Below are 1,606 nucleotides of genomic sequence, written 5' to 3' on the forward strand. Positions count from 1 at the left end.
AACAGCAGAAGATGCGAAAAATTTAGCAAAGAAAGCAACAGAAGATATTGTTTCTATCAATGCAAAGGCTTTAACAGCAGAAAGAGTAGCGAACGAAGTCAAAGGTAGTTTAGAAACCGTTGTCACGTCGGCTTCTGAGGCAAAAGCTCTAGCAGAAGAAGCCAAAGAGCTAGCGGAGGAAATGCAAGATGAATCGAACGAAGCGAAGATTGCTGCTAATGCGGCAAAATTGACAGCCAATTCTGCGGCAACAGATGCAGAAGAAGCACAGGACGAAGCAAGAGAAGCCAAGCAAGCCGCCTCTCAGGCAAAGACGCTAGCCGAAGAAGCTAAAACGATAGCAGAGCAAGCTAATCAATCCCTTATTTCGTTTAATTTTTCTAACACAAAAGACCAAGTAAATAATAACAGTCAACAGATTGAAGCTATTAAAGAAGGTCTAAAATATTTTGTTTCTTTGATAAATAATGAATTGAATTTCACTGTCTTTTCTCAGGAACGATCATTTTTGGCAGTTGGCGATAATAGACAAACTATTTTGGTTAAAAAAGGAACGCTTTTTCGCCGTGCTGGTGTGAATGATGAGGCTTATCGTTTACATACTGTCAGTAAAGATCTAAAAATAGAATTGTCTGGTTTTATTGAAGGAGGTAAAGATTATTATCTTTACATGGTTTCACGAAATGATAACCAAGGTGTTATATTTTTTGCTTCAGACAATGCTACTTATCCGGATGGATACACAGCGGATAATTCTGTCAAGATAGGAGGGTTTCATACGCTTTGTGCGGATGTTGGAGAGATTTCCGGTCATCCATTGTCTGGTTATAGAGCAGGGGATATCTTACCCAATTCAGTTTGGTGTTTGAATCACCGCCCGCATAGTAGTCCAGAAGGGATGGTCTACGACCCCTCCACAGATCTTTGGGTTGATATTTATCTACAGTCAGGAACGAGTATTTTTACCCGTTCGGCGTATGGTACTCCGATCACAACCAACCGTACTTATACAGATCACTTATCCGATATGTTGCGTGTTAAAAAATCTTTTCTCACTGATACAGAATTTGCGTCTGCGATGTATGGAAGTAATGAAAAGACAAATATTCAAGGGAAGAAAGCCCCTTCTCCTAAGAGTTCTGGAGGACACGTTGATACGGCGAATAGGCGTATGATTTCACATATAGGGTGTGAGGATGGCTGCGGTTATGTTTCACAATTTTTATCAGAGACTTTTCCAATACAGATACCTTCTGTAACAGCGGGAAGGACGGCTTTTAGAACAGATATGAATGTGTTGGTAGGAGGAGGTCTTTGGAGTGGTGGTGTCTCTAATGGTTCGTTTTTTCGTAGTGGTCAGTATTCTCGTAGTTTCAAGGGTGAGATGTTAGGGGCTCGAGGCTGTAGCCGTCCCCGTCATTTTTGAGGAGGAGAAGATGATAGATTATCCAGAGCATTTAAATACGAAGCAAGATTATCTGAACATGCTTTCCTTTGATAAGGCTGAAACGGTAAGAAGGCTAGAGGGTCTTTTATCAACACGTTTTTATTGGGTCTTTGTTAAAGAGCTTGAAGAAGGAGAAGAGGGGATTGAAGATGATACGCA

1 pseudogene is annotated in these 1,606 nt (G+C 40.8%); it reads left to right on the forward strand.

Annotation, left to right across the window (positions count from 1 at the left end):
• Positions 1-1,426, forward strand: a pseudogene (locus tag ACFINC_RS09330) (hypothetical protein); the annotation flags it as partial.
• Positions 1,427-1,606: the final 180 nt, after the last annotated feature.

The sequence above is a fragment of the Bartonella sp. AP58NXGY genome (assembly GCF_042195785.1).
Lineage (GTDB): Bacteria > Pseudomonadota > Alphaproteobacteria > Rhizobiales > Rhizobiaceae > Bartonella.